Origin of the sequence: Azonexus hydrophilus (assembly GCF_038368255.1) — a bacterium.
GTDB lineage: Bacteria > Pseudomonadota > Gammaproteobacteria > Burkholderiales > Rhodocyclaceae > Azonexus > Azonexus hydrophilus.
Genome location: NZ_CP151406.1, coordinates 1,525,835 through 1,541,140 on the forward strand (window position 1 = coordinate 1,525,835; position 15,306 = coordinate 1,541,140).

At 61.4% G+C, this 15,306-nt stretch carries 16 protein-coding genes; 5 read left to right on the forward strand and 11 right to left on the reverse strand.

Annotation, left to right across the window (positions count from 1 at the left end; genetic code table 11):
• On the forward strand, nucleotides 1-1,197 hold the full coding sequence (locus AADV58_RS07395) for an IS256 family transposase (protein ID WP_341743058.1): 1,197 nt from the start codon (nucleotides 1-3) through the stop codon (nucleotides 1,195-1,197).
• On the opposite strand, the gene AADV58_RS07400 is transcribed toward AADV58_RS07395, so the two are convergent.
• Nucleotides 1,172-2,848: an FIST signal transduction protein gene (locus AADV58_RS07400; protein WP_341744448.1), complete on the reverse strand. Its 1,677-nt coding sequence runs from the start codon at nucleotides 2,846-2,848 to the stop codon at nucleotides 1,172-1,174. The genes AADV58_RS07395 and AADV58_RS07400 overlap by 26 nt on opposite strands.
• An 83-nt stretch (nucleotides 2,849-2,931) precedes the next feature.
• Here AADV58_RS07400 and AADV58_RS07405 point away from each other — a divergent pair, with 83 nt between their 5' ends.
• Nucleotides 2,932-3,975, forward strand: coding sequence for a response regulator transcription factor (locus AADV58_RS07405; RefSeq protein WP_157272551.1), 1,044 nt, complete (start codon nucleotides 2,932-2,934; stop codon nucleotides 3,973-3,975).
• Nucleotides 3,976-4,030: 55 nt separating this feature from the next.
• Here the strand turns inward: AADV58_RS07405 and urtE are convergent, their stop codons facing one another.
• The 6 genes from urtE to AADV58_RS07435 all read right to left on the reverse strand — a co-directional run bounded on the left by urtE (nucleotide 4,031) and on the right by AADV58_RS07435 (nucleotide 10,139).
• Nucleotides 4,031-4,723 carry an urea ABC transporter ATP-binding subunit UrtE gene (gene urtE / locus AADV58_RS07410; protein WP_028995984.1) on the reverse strand — a complete coding sequence of 231 codons (693 nt, stop codon included), beginning with the start codon at nucleotides 4,721-4,723 and terminating at the stop codon, nucleotides 4,031-4,033.
• Between the two features lie 2 nt (nucleotides 4,724-4,725).
• Entirely contained in the window at nucleotides 4,726-5,556 is an 831-nt protein-coding gene (gene urtD / locus AADV58_RS07415; protein ID WP_028995983.1) for an urea ABC transporter ATP-binding protein UrtD, read from the reverse strand.
• Complete coding sequence (gene urtC / locus AADV58_RS07420; protein WP_341744449.1) at nucleotides 5,553-6,707, reverse strand: urea ABC transporter permease subunit UrtC; 1,155 nt, start codon at nucleotides 6,705-6,707, stop codon at nucleotides 5,553-5,555. The genes urtD and urtC overlap by 4 nt, the downstream gene beginning before the upstream one ends.
• A gap of 10 nt (nucleotides 6,708-6,717) precedes the next feature.
• Entirely contained in the window at nucleotides 6,718-8,298 is a 1,581-nt protein-coding gene (gene urtB, locus AADV58_RS07425) for an urea ABC transporter permease subunit UrtB (RefSeq protein WP_341744450.1), read from the reverse strand.
• Nucleotides 8,299-8,407: 109 nt separating this feature from the next.
• Nucleotides 8,408-9,367: a TerC family protein gene (locus AADV58_RS07430; RefSeq protein WP_028995980.1), complete on the reverse strand. Its 960-nt coding sequence runs from the start codon at nucleotides 9,365-9,367 to the stop codon at nucleotides 8,408-8,410.
• Between the two features lie 328 nt (nucleotides 9,368-9,695).
• Nucleotides 9,696-10,139, reverse strand: coding sequence for a hypothetical protein (locus AADV58_RS07435; RefSeq protein WP_028995979.1), 444 nt, complete (start codon nucleotides 10,137-10,139; stop codon nucleotides 9,696-9,698).
• 254 nt (nucleotides 10,140-10,393) lie between these two features.
• On the opposite strand from AADV58_RS07435, the gene AADV58_RS07440 reads away from it, so the two are divergent.
• From AADV58_RS07440 to AADV58_RS07450, 3 genes are all read left to right on the forward strand, one after another.
• Complete coding sequence (locus tag AADV58_RS07440) at nucleotides 10,394-11,068, forward strand: alpha/beta hydrolase (protein WP_028995978.1); 675 nt, start codon at nucleotides 10,394-10,396, stop codon at nucleotides 11,066-11,068.
• Nucleotides 11,065-11,670 (forward strand): 3'-5' exonuclease, encoded by a 606-nt coding sequence (locus AADV58_RS07445; protein WP_043421670.1) that lies wholly within the window; start codon nucleotides 11,065-11,067, stop codon nucleotides 11,668-11,670. Before AADV58_RS07440 ends, AADV58_RS07445 begins: the two co-directional genes overlap by 4 nt.
• A gap of 139 nt (nucleotides 11,671-11,809) precedes the next feature.
• Nucleotides 11,810-12,451 (forward strand): alpha/beta hydrolase, encoded by a 642-nt coding sequence (locus AADV58_RS07450; protein ID WP_081700292.1) that lies wholly within the window; start codon nucleotides 11,810-11,812, stop codon nucleotides 12,449-12,451.
• 66 nt (nucleotides 12,452-12,517) lie between these two features.
• Here the strand turns inward: AADV58_RS07450 and urtA are convergent, their stop codons facing one another.
• From urtA to AADV58_RS07470, 4 genes are all read right to left on the reverse strand, one after another.
• Entirely contained in the window at nucleotides 12,518-13,780 is a 1,263-nt protein-coding gene (gene urtA, locus AADV58_RS07455) for an urea ABC transporter substrate-binding protein (RefSeq protein WP_028995975.1), read from the reverse strand.
• A gap of 132 nt (nucleotides 13,781-13,912) precedes the next feature.
• Nucleotides 13,913-14,350 carry a hemerythrin domain-containing protein gene (locus tag AADV58_RS07460; protein ID WP_341744451.1) on the reverse strand — a complete coding sequence of 146 codons (438 nt, stop codon included), beginning with the start codon at nucleotides 14,348-14,350 and terminating at the stop codon, nucleotides 13,913-13,915.
• Nucleotides 14,351-14,433: 83 nt separating this feature from the next.
• Nucleotides 14,434-14,628, reverse strand: a complete 195-nt coding sequence (locus tag AADV58_RS07465) for a hypothetical protein (protein WP_028995973.1) — start codon at nucleotides 14,626-14,628, stop codon at nucleotides 14,434-14,436.
• An 82-nt stretch (nucleotides 14,629-14,710) separates the two neighbouring features.
• Nucleotides 14,711-15,226 carry a phasin family protein gene (locus AADV58_RS07470; protein WP_028995972.1) on the reverse strand — a complete coding sequence of 172 codons (516 nt, stop codon included), beginning with the start codon at nucleotides 15,224-15,226 and terminating at the stop codon, nucleotides 14,711-14,713.
• Nucleotides 15,227-15,306 lie beyond the last annotated feature (80 nt).

Below are 15,306 nucleotides of genomic sequence, written 5' to 3' on the forward strand. Positions count from 1 at the left end.
ATGACCCAAGACAGAATGCAACTTTCCGAGCTGCTTGAAAAGGCCGGCGCCGACGATATCGTGCGCGAGATGATCGGCTTTGTGGCCCAGCGCCTGATGGAGCTGGATGTCGAGAACCGCTGCGGCGCCAGCCATGGCGAGCGTTCCGAGGCGCGAACCAATTCCCGAAACGGCTTTCGGGATCGCGCGTGGGATACCCGCGCCGGCACGGTGGCGCTGCGCATCCCTAAGCTGCGCTCCGGCAGCTACTTCCCGCCCTTCCTGGAACCACGGCGGACCGCCGAAAAGGCGCTGGCGGCCGTTATCCAGGAGGCCTACGTGCAGGGCATCTCGACGCGTTCGGTCGATGATCTGGTCCAGGCTATGGGCATGAGCGGCATCTCCAAGAGCCAGGTCTCTCGCCTCTGCGCCGAGATCGACGAGCGGGTGCAGACCTTCCTTGCCCGTCCCATCGAAGGCGACTGGCCCTATCTGTGGATTGACGCCACCTACCTCAAGGTACGTCAGGCCGGAAGAATCGTTTCCGTCGCCGCCATAATCGCCATCGGCGCTAACAGCGATGGCCGACGCGAAGTGCTTGGGCTGCAGGTCGGCGCCTCTGAAGCCGAACCCTTCTGGACTGAATTCCTGCGCAGCCTGTCGCGTCGCGGCCTGCGCGGCGTCAAGCTGGTGATCTCGGACGCCCACGAGGGCCTGAAAGCTGCTGTACGCAAGGTGATCTCTGCAACCTGGCAGCGTTGCCGGGTACATTTCATGCGCAATGTCCTGGTTCATGCGCCGACCAACCAGCGTCGCATGGTGTCTGCCCTGATCGCCACCATCTTTGCCCATGAGACAGAAGCTGCGGCACGGGACCAGTGGCGAACCGTCGCTGACCAACTCCGTGAGCGCCTGCCAAAGATCGCCCGGCTGATGGATGATGCCGAGGACGATGTGCTCGCACACATGGGCTTTCCTCGCGAGCACCGGAGCAAGATCCACAGCACCAATCCGATTGAGCGGCTCAATGCCGAAATCAAGCGCCGTACCGACGTCGTCGGCATCTTTCCCAACGAAGCGGCCATCTACCGCCTGGTCGGCGCCCTATTGCTTGAACAGAACGACGAGTGGGCCATGCAGCGACGTTACATGACCCTGGAAACCTTGGCCGAGGTCGGCGACAATCCCGCCGTCAGCTTGTCCGCCGTGACCCTCTGACTGGCAATCCAACCTCACCGGAATCCATGACTTCCTGATTGCCTCTTACACCACGAACGGGGACACGATCTGCGCCCTCGATGTTGGCGATATCAAGAAGGTCATTGATCAGTGTCAGCAGGTTCCTGGCGCAAAGGCTGGTCTTGTCCAGGTAGTTGAGCGTTTTGGGATCGACGGTCCGGCGTCTGGCCAGATCTGTCATGCCGAGTACGCCGTTCAGGGGAGTCCGGAGTTCATGGCTCAAATTGGCCACGAAAATGCTTTTGGCGCGGCTGCCCGCTTCAGCGGCTTCCTTGGCAATCGACAGTGCGGCGGTGCGTTCGTCCACCAAGGCCTCAAGATGGCTGCTGTAACGCGCCAGTTGCCGGTTGGCAGCTTCCAGTTCGGCGGTCACGGTATCGATGAATCTGACCAGGGAAGAAACGACGCGCGCGTGTTGCCGTGCGTAAGGGTCTCGTACTGCGGCGCTCGGTAACTTGCCTGCCGGCCCGGGTGCTTCGCCGCGGGAGTGCAGCGCATCGCTGGGCGGGCCCTCACGCATGCCAACGGCCAGCAAGGTGGCATTCAGTAGTCCCAGGGTTTCGCCGTGGCCGTGGAATTCCCCGTAGGTGTAAAAGCCCGCAGTTGGCGCCGACAACTCGAACGGCCAGGTTTCCAGTTCGGCGTCTTCCTGAAGCAGGTAGCGTCTGCAGCCGCAGACAAAGACAAGAATCCCCTGTGGCTTGAATTCACGCATGAAGCGGTGGATGCCATCGGCCGTCTCCAGCATCCTCGCCGGATCGCCATAGCCGATGCGAAAGCGGTCGCCGGCAGCAATGTCCGCCATGAAGAGCAGGGCATTGTCTTCCGCGGTATCGATGGGGACGCGGGCGAATGTCTCGCCATTGCGTTCTATGAGAAAGGGAAATTCGGATGCGGTCAGCGCGAATTCCGCCTCACGCTCTGTCTGGATATAGCGCCGGTAAACATCAAAGGCCGGCATGTTGTCGATGGTCAATACCTTGAGTCCATCGACCGAGGTAATTTGCATTTCCTTGCTGAGGGGATGCCAGCCGAGGGAGGTACGGGTTTCGATATGCAATTCGCTGCCATCAAGAGCGACGGCAATGCACCCCTGGTCCATGGTTTTATCGCCCATCAATATCCAGGAGCAATTCATTGCCGCATAGTCGCCGGCACCGCCTCCGAAGACGGGAACCGTGCCGAGGATCTGTCCGATGCCCTTGAGCAAGGGGTTGACATCGAGCGAGAGCGGTGTGGCCAGCAGCAATATCCCGGCGAATGAGCTTGAGCCGGCACCAAGCGCCTGAGCCAGTTGCTGGCCGAGTTCGTATTCACCGCCGCGGGCGCATTCTCCGGCCAGCACATGCAGTCGGGTGGCTTCAAAGAATGAGAGGATGATCAGTGTGGAGCCGGTCATCGTCCGTCCGGCGGCGACTTCACCGACCGTGCTGGCACCCACGACGATGGTTCCGGGAAGGCTGCCGGCTATCTCGGCAGCGATTTGCGCTGCCAGTGATGGATTGTCTGGCATCGAGTAAACTTGGGCCAGGCAGGCTCTGCTGGTGGCGCGGCAGCCACTGACTTCGTCTGATCCAAGATATTGCTTGAAGGATTCCAGATCGCTCAGAAGGTGTACGAGTTGTTTCATGCAAGTCTCCGTGCCCGGGTTTCGACCCCGATGCTAGTCGCGAATCCGTTCCTGAACCGGCTAATAATAGGGGGGCGAGCAACTTGACGGAAAAATGCCAGAATGCCATGCCAGAAGGGCACGGCACCCTGCTTTGCCTGGAATCGTCCGCTGCCCGGCAAGCGCTCCTGCGTCGTATTGCCGAAGTTCACGGGCTTCGTTTCCAGGGTTGCCGGAACGAATGCGAAATAAGCGCCGCACTCAACCGCGGGCAGAAATTCTCGGTCATGGTCATCGCTCATTCGACCGCTCAGGGAGATAGCCTGCAGGTGGTCGAAGCCGTGCGCTTGTCGCCATTGCACGCGACCTTGCCGATTGCCTTCCTGATCGGCGGGCGTGAGCTTTCGCTGGCCCGCAGCGCAATGAGCGCTGGGGTCACGGAAGTATTCCTGCGTGAGGAGCATGAAGCCCTGGTGAGTTTTGTCGGCGAATGTGCGGCCGCTACCAGCGATGTGAATTACGGGGGCAAGGTTCTACTGCTCGAGGATTCCGAATCGCATGCCAGCTATGTCCGGCACTTGTGCGAAGCACTGGGCATGAGGGTCGATGTCGCAGCGGATCTTGCTTCGGCAGAAAGACGCTACCGCGAAAATTCCTACCAGTTGATCATCGTCGATGTGGTCTTGAAGGACACGAAATCGGGAATCAGCTTTGTGCGTGACATCCGCCAGAACCACGAATCCAGGCTGCCGATTCTGGTGATGTCGAGTTTCGACGATGTCCCGCGTCGGATCATGGCGATGAAAAGCGGTGCCGATGACTTCATCAGCAAGCCGTTCACGCCTGAAGAGTTTGTCTGGCGGGCCAGAAAGATCATGGAGCGGCAGGCCAGCTATGACGTGGCACGGCAGATCGACAAGCAGGGTCGGGCAGCGGCGGAGGACGTGCTGTTGTCCCAGCTTTCCCGCCGGGAGACAGAAATTTTCCAGATGATCATTGCCGGCAAGGGCGATCGCGCCATTGCCAGCGATCTCGGTATCTCTTTCTGGACAGTCCGCGGACACATTCAGCAAATATTCAATAAGACCGGCGCCATTAACCGACGGGAGTTGATGTCCCGCTTCATCAGGGCGTCCGGCAGGCACTGAAGCTTGCCGTTTCCACCAGAATGACGGGCGGTGGGGCTGACCGCCGCCATGCCCGTCACACCGCCAGCGCTTCCCGCACCCCATCCTGCGGCATGGTCTCGCCGCGACCGCGCATGATGAATTCGCCGCGTTCCATCAGCAGGTACTGGTCGGCCAGGGATTCGGCGAAGTCGTAGTACTGCTCGACCAGCAGGATGGCCATTTCGCCGGTTTCGGCGAGCATGCGGATGGCGCGTTCGATGTCCTTGATGATCGACGGCTGGATGCCCTCGGTCGGTTCGTCGAGGATCAGCAGCGACGGGCCCATGGCCAGCGCGCGGCCGATGGCCAGTTGCTGCTGCTGGCCGCCGGAGAGGTCGCCGCCGCGGCGGTGCATCATCTGCTTCAGTACCGGGAACATGTCGAAGATGCGCTGCGGGATCTTGGTGCTGCCGGGCTTGGTCGCCAGGCCCATCAGCAGGTTTTCCTCGACCGTCAGCCGCGGGAATATCTCGCGGCCCTGCGGCACGTAGCCGATGCCGGCCTTGACGCGCTCGTGCGGCGGCAGCGCGGTGATGTCGCGGTCGGCCAGGGTGATGCTGCCGGATTTCGGTTTGACCAGGCCCATCAGCGTTTTCAGCAGGGTGGTCTTGCCGACGCCGTTGCGGCCGAGCAGGGTGGTGACTTCGCCCTTCTGCAGTTCGAAACTGAGGCCGCGCAGAATGTGCGAGCCGCCGTAGGCCTGGTGGAGGTTGTCGATTTTGAGCATGGTTAGCGTCCCAGATAGACTTCGATGACCCGTTGGTCGTTCTGCACCGTGGCCAGGTCGCCTTCGGCCAGCACCGAGCCTTCGTGCAGCACGGTGACCTTGCCGCCGAGTTTTTCGACAAAGGCCATGTCGTGTTCAACAACGACCAGCGAATGCTTGCCGGCCAGCGAGACGAAGAGTTCGGCGGTGCGCATGGTCTCGTCGTCGGTCATGCCGGCGACCGGTTCGTCGAGCAGCAGCAGCTTCGGTTCCTGCATCAGCAGCATGCCGATTTCCAGCCATTGCTTCTGCCCGTGCGAGAGCAGGCCGGCCGGGCGGTCGGCTTCGCCGTCGAGGCGGATCAGTTTCAGCGTGTCGGCGATGCGGTCGCGGTCGTCGCCGCTCAGCCAGGCCATCAGGCTCTTCCACACGCGCTTGTCGGTCTTCATCGCCAGTTCGAGATTCTCGAAAGCGGTGTGCTGTTCGAAGATGGTCGGTTTCTGGAACTTGCGGCCGATGCCGACGTGGGCGATTTCCGGTTCGGTCAGCCGGGTCAGGTCGATGGTCTGGCCGAAGAAGGCCTTGCCCGAATCGGGCCGGGTCTTGCCTGTGATCACGTCCATCATCGTCGTCTTGCCGGCGCCGTTGGGGCCGATGATGCAGCGCAATTCGCCGGCGTCGATGGCCAGGCTGAGCTTGTTCAGGGCGCGGAAGCCGTCGAAGCTGACGGTGATGTCTTCGAGGTAGAGCGCGACGCCGTGCGACAGGTCGAGCTCGCCGGTGACGACGTGGCCGAGCTGGGTGGCGCTGTCGCCACCGTCCGGTTGATCGATGAGGGCTGCTTGGGCGTTCATGCCTGGGCTCCTTGTTTCTTGCTCATGATTTTCTTCCACAGGCCGACCAAGCCCTGCGGCAGCAGCAGGGTGACGACGATGAACAGCAGGCCGAGGAAGAACAGCCAGTATTCCGGGAAGGAGACGGTGAACCAGCTCTTGGCCAGATTGACCGTGAAGGCGCCGATGACCGGGCCGATCAGCGTGCCACGCCCGCCGACGGCGACCCAGATGGCGATCTCGATGGAGTTGGCGGTGCTCATTTCAGACGGGTTGATGATCCCCACTTGCGGCACGTAGAGCGCGCCGGCAATGCCGCACAGCACGGCCGAGATGACCCAGATGCTCAGCTTGTACCAGAGCGGGTTGTAGCCGATGAACATGACCCGGCTTTCGGCGTCGCGGATGGCGGTGAGTACGCGGCCGAATTTCGATTTGACCAGCCAGGCGGAAAAAACCAGCGTCGCGGCGAGCGCGATGGCGGTCAGGCCGAACAGCACCAGCCGGGTTTCCGGCGCGGTGATCGAATAGCCGAGGATGCGCTTGAAGTCGGTGAAGCCGTTGTTGCCGCCGAAACCGGTTTCGTTGCGGAAGAACAGCAACATCGCTGCGTAGGTCAGCGCCTGGGTGATGATCGAGAAATAGACGCCCTTGATCCGCGAGCGGAAGGCGAAGTAGCCGAAGACGAAGGCGACGATGGCCGGTACCGCGAGGACCAGGAAGGCGGCCCAGCCGAAGCTGTCGCTGCCGAGCCAGAACCAGGGTAGTTCCTTCCAGTCGAGGAATACCATGAAGTCGGGCAGGTCGGCGCCGTAGCTGCCGTCGCGGCCGATCTGGCGCATCAGGTACATGCCGAAGGCGTAGCCGCCGAGCGCGAAAAAGAGGCCGTGGCCGAGCGAGAGGATGCCGCCGTAGCCCCAGATCAGGTCCATGGCGACGGCGACCAGCGCGTAGCACATGATCTTGCCGATCAAGGTGATCGCGTAGGTCGATACGTGGAAAGCATTTTCCGGCGGCAGCGCCAGGTGCAGCACCGGGACGACGACCAGCGCCAGGGCGAGGAAGACGCCAAGGGCGATCCAGGCCTTGCGGTCGAGTGCGGCGAAGACGCGTAGCGTCAGCGGCACGCGGCCGGAAGCGGGGAGCGGGAGGGCGGAAGTTATGGCAGACATGGGTCGCTCCTTACTGGTCGGCAAAGCGGCCCTTCAAGGCAAAGATGCCCTGCGGACGCTTCTGGATGAAGATGATGATGGCGACGAGGATGGCGATCTTGGCGATCACCGCGCCGGCCCAGCCTTCGAGCAGCTTGGAGAAGATGCCCAGGCCCAGCGCTGCCCAGACCGCACCAGCCAGTTGGCCGACGCCGCCGACGACGACGACCATGAAGGAATCGACGATGTAGCCCTGACCCATGTCCGGGCCGACGTTGGAAATCTGGGAGAGCGCCACGCCGCCGAGACCGGCGATGCCGGCGCCGAGCGCGAAGGCCATGGTGTCGATGCGCGAGGTCGGCACGCCGACGCAGCCGGCCATCGGACGGTTCTGCGTGACGGCGCGGACGAACATGCCGAGCCGCGTCTTGTTCATCAGCACCCAGACCAGGAACAGCACGAACAGCGCGAAGCCGATGATGATCACGCGGTTCCACGGCAGGATGAGGTTGGGCAGGAGTTCGACGCCGCCGGACATCCAGCTCGGGTTAGCGACCTCGACATTCTGCGCGCCGAAGATCACGCGTGCCGCCTGGATCAGGATCAGCGACAGGCCCCAGGTGGCGAGCAGGGTTTCCAGTGTGCGCCCGTAGAGCCAGCGGATCACCGTCCGCTCCATCAGCACGCCGACTGCGGCGGCGGTGAAGAAGGCGACCGGGATGGCGGCCGGCAGATACCAGTCGATCAATTCGGGGAAGTGCGTGCGGAACAGGCTCTGCATCACATAGGCGGTGTAGGCGCCGACCATCAGCAGTTCGCCGTGGGCCATGTTGATGATACCCATGACGCCGTAAGTGATGGCCAGGCCGAGCGCGGCCAGCAGCAGGATGGAGCCGAGCGACAGGCCGGAGAAAACGGCGGCCAGCGTGTCGCCCCAGGCCAGGCTGCGTTCGATGGTCTTGAGCGCCTGGATGGCCGCTTCGCGTACCGACTTGTCGGCCTCGTTGGCCGGGTCGGTCAGCGGCAGCAGCAGGCTGCGCACCGCCGGCGTCTGTACTTCAGCCAGCGCGGCCACGGCAGCCAGACGGACGGCCGGGTCGGCATCCTGCAGGGTGGCCTTGGCGTAGGCGGTGGTCAGCAGTTCGAGGATATGCGGGTCGCTCTCGCTGGCTTTGGCCTTGGCCAGCACCGGTGCCAATTCGGCACCGACATTGCTCTGCAGTTCGCGGGCAGCGTTCAGGCGTACCTCGCGATCGTTGTCGAACAGCTTGAGCGCGGCCAGGGCGTTGGCCAGTTCGCCGCGCAGGCGGTTGTTGACCGTGATCGTGTCGGCGCCTTCGGGCAGTTCGACGGTTTCGCCGCTGAAGGCGTCGAGCGTGTTCTCGCCGTCGAAGACGAAGAGTTTGTCGTCGAGCACGTACAGGCTGTCGTCAGCCATGGCTTGCAGGATACCGGCCGTGCCAGGTTCTGCCGCAGCGGCCAGTTGCTGGATGGCGGCGATCTTGTCGCTGTTGTCGTCGGCGGCCAGTTGCCGGACCAGGGCCGGGTCGGGGCCGGCCCAGGCGCTCAGGGCGCCGGTCAGCAGTAACAGGGTGGTGAGTAGTTTTTTCATGGGGTTCCATCCGCAATTTGTGCAGTGCAGCGACAGATTACGGAGCGGACCCCCGGCGGGGAATACGATGAATTGCGTAGGGCCGGCGGTGGACGGCCGGCCCGGTCGGTCAGCGCTTGCGGGTCTGGCGCAGCGAGAGGATCACCGAGGTGCCGATGATCGCGGCAACGACGCCGAGCGAGAACAAGACGGGGATCTTGTAGATGTCGATCAGCAGCATCTTGGTGCCGATGAAGATGAGCACCATCGACAGGCCGTATTTCAGCAGCGCGAAGCGGTCGGCCATCTCGGCGAGCAGGAAGTACATCGCGCGCAGGCCGAGGATGGCGAAGATGTTCGAAGTCAGTACGATGAACGGGTCGGTGGTGATCGCAAAGATCGCCGGAATCGAATCCACTGCGAAAATGATGTCGGAGAATTCAACCAGGACCAGCACCAGGAACAGGGGGGTGACGTAGCGCACCAGTTTGCCGCCTTCCTCGCGGTAAACCACGAAGCGCTCGCCTTCGAGCTGATTGGTGACCTTCATGTGGCCGCGAATCCACCGCAGGATGGGATTGGTTTCGAGATCGGGTTCCTGGTCGGCGAACCACCACATCTTGATTCCGGTGACCAGCAGGAAGGCGCCAAAGACATAAAGCAACCAATGGAACTGCGCCACCAGCCAGACGCCGGCGAAGATCATCCCGGTACGCAGGACGATGGCGCCCAGTACGCCATAGATCAGCACCCGTTTCTGCAACTCCATGGGAATGGCGAAGAAATTGAACAGCATCAGCCAGACGAACAGGTTGTCCACGGCCAGTGATTTCTCGATCAGGTAGCCGGTGACGAATTCCAGCGCCTTCTGGTTGGCCATCGCACGGCCGGCGGTCTGGTCGAGATAGGCCCACAAGCCCAGGGCAAAGAGCATCGAGACGCTGATCCAGATCAGCGTCCAGGTGCCAGCTTCGCGTACCGAGACGCGGTGCTGTTTGCCGCCGCCAACGACGAACAGGTCGATGGCCAGCATCGTCAGCACGATGCTGAAAAACGTGGCCCACAGCCCCCAGCTACCGATAGTTTCCAAAATTTTTCCCGGCGATGTGCGATGGCCGGGTGGCCACCGAAAATGCCGCCGAGAATAGGCGGTGGGTCAGTACCGGTCAATGTGCAGGCACTCGGAAAAGCCGAGGGATGATTCCGCTAAAACCGCAACCGCCAAGCCACTCCCGGCGCCGGTCAGCAGTAACAGGGTGGTGAGTAGTTTTTTCATGGGGTTCCATCCGCAATTTGTGCAGTGCAGCGACAGATTAAGGAGCGGAGCCCCGGCGGGGAATACGATGAATTGCGTAGGACTGAGCGGTAAACAAAAAAAGCCCGGCAGATGCCGGGCAAACTTACGCGAACTGATGTATTTAGTTCAGATAGATGCCACCATGGCGGGCCGCATAGAACAGGAAATCGTCGATGCACTTCTGCAGCGCTTCTTCGAAGATGCTGTCCTGCCAGTTGTCACGTCCGTAGGTGATGCCAAGCGAATTGACGTAGTTTTGACCGTTTTCGTTGGTGTAGTGGGCGGTGATCTCGATCCGCCGGTCGGACAGGTGGCCATCGAGGGTCAGGCCGCAATGGCCGCCATCACGATAGTGCAGGGTGAAGGAAATGCTGACCGGGGAAGCCTTGATCTCGGCAATGATCTTGCGCTCCGCGAGCCTGGCCTGATACGACGCGACAACCGGTTGCAAGCGGGCAACGACCATTTCCAGAAAAGCCTGATTTTCAGCCGGTACGTCCACGGCGCTGACGTTTACACGGGAAATCTTGGCATCGATGCTGCTGAAGAACTCTTCGCGATTCACTGCATACCTCCCTGATGTGTTGAAAAACATCGTGACCACGACGATCGCGCACGCTGGCTTGGGACATCGCAGTGCTATCTGGTTTGGGGAGGGGTGTTTTTGTTTTAGGAAGCCTCGCGATTATGCCACCGTCAGCCTGAGGGGGTGAGGTTTTTTCGCTTCGAAATAGGGTCTTGGGGGCAATTTGCAGTGCTGTCGCTATACTGCGCCTGAGCGTCGTTTGCCGCCGAGTCCATTTGCCGTCAGGAGTTGCCATGCAGGATTGTTTGCCCGCCATCGAAATCGAACACGGCAGCGTACCGCCCAGTTTCAGCGTCATCTGGCTGCACGGCCTGGGGGCCGACGGTTCGGATTTCGTGCCGGTGGTCCCCGAGTTGGGCCTGCCCGACGATGTCGGCGTCCGCTTCATTTTTCCGCACGCACCGGAAATCCCGGTGACCTGCAACGGCGGCTGGGTGATGCCGGCCTGGTACGACATCTTGTCGTTGTCGCCGAACGAAAGGCGGATCGACGAAGCCGGCCTGCTCGCTTCCCGCGAGGCGCTGCGTTGTCTGATTGCCCGGGAAAACGAGCGCGGCATTGCCTGTTCGCGGATTTTCGTCGCCGGTTTCTCGCAGGGCGGGGCGGTCGCCTACCTGGGCGCGCTGACCCACCCGCAGGCGCTCGGCGGCGTGATTGCGCTATCGACCTACATTCCATCGGCGTCCTTGCTGGCGCGCGAGGCGGCACCGGCCAACCGGCTGATCCCGGTATTTGCCGCCCACGGCAGCGACGACGACGTGGTCGCGCCCGTTCTCGGCAAACAGGCGCGCGACCTGCTGCTGGGCGAAGGCTATGCCGTCGACTGGCATGAATACCCGATGCAGCACAGTGTCTGCATCGAAGAAATTGCCGATATCGGCCGCTGGTTGCAGGCGCGCCTGGCATGAGCGCGGTGGAAGTCAGTCGCACCGATTTGACCGACGATCTGCCGCTGTATCCCGGGCTCGATCTGGACCGGATCACCCTGGTTGAAGGCGGGGCGGCACTGGCCGCAGCGGGCGGCGCCTTGCGGGCGGCGGAGGTGATCGGTTTCGACAGCGAATCCAAACCGACCTTCCGCAAGGGCGAGGAATCGACCGGGCCGCACCTGATCCAGCTCGCCACCGACGATCATGCCTGGTTGTTCCAGGTGGCCAATGCCGAGGTTCATCCCTTGCTGCGCGAGATACTCGAGTCGCCGACGCTGCTCAAGGTCGGCTTCGGCCTGGGCAACGACCGCAGCGCGCTCAAGCGCCGTCTCGACATCGTGCCGCGCAACCTGCTTGATCTCGGCGAGAAACTGCGCGGTCCCGGTCATCGCGGCACCGTCGGCGCCAAGGTCGCGGTCGCGCACTTCTTCGGCCAGCGATTCCAGAAATCGAAAAAGACCGGTACCAGCAACTGGGCCACCCGCCGTCTCGACGAACGGCAACTGCGCTATGCCGCCAACGACGCCCATGTTGCCTTGCGCCTTTATCAGGCGTGGCGTGCCGCGCACCCCGACGCCTGAATTCGATCTGACTGGGGTAATTGCTGGCTGTGGTATTTCTTGCGATTGGCTATGATGCTGCTGGCAAGTCCGGGATGCGTCGTTGCTTCCCGGGTGGGCCAATGCAGTCTTTCAATGATCGTTCTAGGGAGTGAAAATAATGTTCAGGAAATGGATGGCGGTAATGGGGTGTGTGCTCTCTTTCGGTGCTGCTTCGTTGCAGGCCCAGGAAGAATCGGTGATCAAGCATGGTGAGATGAATGTCTCGGTGATGACCATGGGGGCGGGCGAGCATGTCGTCATCGCGCTGCATGGCGGTGGCGGAACTGACCGCCGCTTCTTCTTCAGTGGTAACGGCGGCGAAATGGGGCAGGCGCTGGCGGCTGCCGGGTTCCGCGTGATTGCACCGAGCTGGGCCGGGCAGGCTGGCGCCGGTTTCAATGAGGTTGCTGCCTTGGTCGCGCATGCCAGGGAAACCGGTGCGACGAAGATTTCCCTGATGGGCCATAGCCGTGGTGGCGAACTGGCTGCCAACTATGCACGCAGTCAGGATGACGGGGTCTTCAATACGGTAATCCAGTTCGCTTCGGTGGATGATCGCGGATTGCCGATGACTCAGACCAAGAAACTGTTTGCCTACAACAAGAATGATCGTTGGGCCGCATGGCAGCCAAAGGCCTTCACCCAATCTGCCGAGCCCAAGGTCCAGATTGAACTGGGCGGGCGTGGCCATCCTGTTTCCGACCTGATCAAGGAGAAGGCTGATCTGGTTGAGGACGTGGTCGGTCTGCTCAAGCAGTAAGCTTTCCGGAACGCCAAAAACAAACGGGGGCTGAGGCCCCCGTTTTGCTGTGACTGAAGTACCGGTTTACTTGCCTTCCGGAACATCCTTCTTCTTGTCGTTGCCTTCGATGAACGGGCTCCACGGCTGGGCACGGACCGGACCCTTGGTCTTCCAGACGACGTTGAACTGACCGTCAGCCTTCACTTCGCCGATGAACACCGGCTTGTGCAGGTGGTGGTTCTTCTCGTCCATCTTGACGGTGAAGCCGGACGGCGCCTTGAAGGTCTGGCCGGCCATGGCGGCGATGACCTTGTCGGTGTCGGTGGACTTGGCCTTTTCAACGGCCTGGGCCCACATGTGGATGCCGATGTAGGTGGCTTCCATCGGGTCGTTGGTGACCACAGTTTTGGCGTTCGGCAGCTTCTGCTTGGCGGCCCAGTCCTTGTACATCTTGATGAACTTGGTGTTTCCCGGGTTCTTCAGCGACTGGAAGTAGTTCCAGGCGGCCAGGTGGCCGACCAGCGGCTTGGTATCGACGCCGCGCAGTTCTTCTTCGCCGACCGAGAAGGCGACGACCGGGACGTCGGTGGCCTTCAGGCCGGCATTGCCGAGTTCTTTGTAGAAAGGCACGTTGGAGTCACCGTTGATGGTCGACACGACGGCGGTCTTCTTGCCTTGCGAGGAGAACTGCTTGATCTTGGCGATGATGGTCTGGTAATCGCTGTGGCCGAACGGGGTGTACTCTTCCATGATGTCGGCGTCGGCGACACCCTTGGACTTCAGGAAGGCACGCAGGATCTTGTTGGTGGTGCGCGGATAGACGTAGTCGGTGCCGAGCAGGACGAAGCGCTTGGCCGAACCACCGTCCTTGGACATCAGGTATTCGACGGCCGGGATGGCCTGCTGGTTGGGGGCGGCGCCGGTGTAGAAAACGTTCTTCTCGAGTTCTTCACCTTCGTACTGGACCGGGTAGAAAAGCAGGCCGTTGAGTTCCTTGTAAACCGGCAGGACCGACTTGCGCGAGACCGAGGTCCAGCAGCCGAAGGTGACCGCGACCTTGTCCTGGGTCAGCAGCTGGCGGGCTTTTTCGGCGAACAGCGGCCAGTTGGAGGCCGGGTCGACGACCACCGGCTCGAGCTTCTTGCCGAGGACGCCGCCCTTCTTGTTGATTTCCTCGATGGTCATCAGCGCGGTTTCCTTCAGCGCTGTTTCGGAAATCGCCATGGTGCCGGACAGCGAGTGCAGGATGCCGACCTTGATCGTGTCGGCGGCGTGTGCGGCCATGCCGATCGACGACAGGGCGGCGGCGAGGACGGTGGCCTTGATGAAGCTGCGACGAGTGCTCATGAAAACTCCTTGATCTGAATTGACTGACGTTTCGGAAAAACTGTTTGCTGCGGTGCAACGTCAGATTAAGGAGGGCGAGCTTCTGGACAAATACGTCAGATTGCGTAGGTTTGCGTATTCGGTGAAGCGGGCTCAGCTCGGGTTGCTCAGATAGGCTTCCAGATGCTGGTCGAATTCCCGGAAATGCGCTTGCAGGGCATGCTGGACTTCGTCGATTCCCTGGATCGCCAGTACGCAGTTGCCATCCGCCGAGAAGACCAGGCGGATTGCCTGCAATTGTGTGGCAATGCCCTGGTGGGCCTGGTTGTGCGCAACGCGGTGTGCCTTGGGCACGTTGTCGGCCATGTATACCGATTCGATGGCGTTGTGTTTGAGCGTGGCTTCGACGAAGGTCCGGACCAGTTGCTCGATGTTGCTGTGGCAGGACTCACGGTGACCGGACGGGCAGTCGCGGCAATTGTCGATGCTGTCGTCACGGTCGCAGACGGACTTGATGCGCTGGATCAGGTCAAGCAGATAAGCGTGGTCGCGGTGCATACGATCCACGGCATCGTTACAGATCAAGTGCATACACGCCTCCAGGGGAGTGACTGTGGTGTTCCTGTCGAGCGTATTGAGTATAGAAGGTTTTACGGGAAAAAATGCTGACGGTGTCAGCCTTGCGATTTTTCCAGGGCTTCCAGCAATCGCAATGCCCGTTCGCGATTCTTGGCGATGGCGGCAGCGCGTTCATCTACCTTGGCGGCGTCGGCGAGCGATGCCTGCAGCAGTGCCTGGTGCGGCGTCAGACCGCCCAGTGCTGCGTGCAGCATGCTGTCGATTTCTGCGTCGGTTTTCTCTTCCGGCATGGGGTCTCCGTGGGTCTTGCGGCGATACGAATGAAAAGGCCCCGCGGGTCGCGCGGGGCCTCTCGTCATGCAAGCCCGGGAATTACTTGCCTTGCTTCATCGCTGCAGCGATGTTCTTCTGGGCGGCATCGGAGAATTGTTTGGCCATGGTGTTCATGTTGCCGAAAGCCGAGTTGGCAGCGGCGATGGCGCTCTGCACGGCGGCAACGGCACCTTCGGAACCGGCCGGGGCAGACTTGGCAGCCAGGTCAACCATGTTGGCGATCGACTTCTGGAATTCGCTGAACTGAGCTTCAACCATCTTGGCCAGTTCCTGTTGGGTCTGGCTGGAGATTTCGTAGACCGAGCGCGAGTAGGCAACAGCCTTCTCGACGGCCGGCTGGGCCAGGGCCTTCTGGGCGGCCAGGGCTGCTTGCGGGTCCTTGGCTTCGAGCACGGTCTTGACGCCGGAAGCGGTGTCTTCCAGGGCGGCGCGGGCGGTGTTCAGGTTGAGGGCGGCGATGCGCTCTGCGGAGGCCAGTGCCGTGTTGGCGACGGACAGCAGGGAATCAACGGTAGCCTTGTTGGCGGCGGCAAATTGCTCGGTATTGATGGACATTGCTGTCTCCTTGAATGAGTCATGAAAGTGTTCGCTGCGCAGTATAACGGAAGAATATTGTGCACTGCAACATAATTTGT